General features: G+C 48.0%; 1 pseudogene. It reads left to right on the top strand.

Annotated elements, in window-relative coordinates:
• Positions 1-41 precede the first annotated feature (41 nt).
• A pseudogene (locus tag SB775_RS29245) lies at positions 42-275 on the top strand (S-layer homology domain-containing protein); the annotation flags it as partial.

The following is a 275-nucleotide window of genomic DNA, read 5'->3' as shown; positions in this document are numbered from 1 at the left end:
AACGGTCTGCAAAGCTAGTGTACCGTGCGACTACGACTCCTATGGATCAGCCGTATTTTCTGGACGCGACCACAGGTGAATGGCGTTCCCTCGCATCTGGCAAAACCCTAAGCTTGCACCGTGCTGCACCTGAGGATTTAAAAGGACATCCTGCCGAAAAAGAACTGATGCTGATGTACGAATATGATGCACTCTCTCTGGAAGATGGAAAAATCATGCCGCAACAGCAAATTACGCGTGGTGAAATGATCGAAATGCTGATGATCAGTCTCAAT

This window comes from Peribacillus sp. SIMBA_075 (genome assembly GCF_046534585.1).
This window is presented reverse-complemented; position numbering and strand designations above follow the sequence as displayed.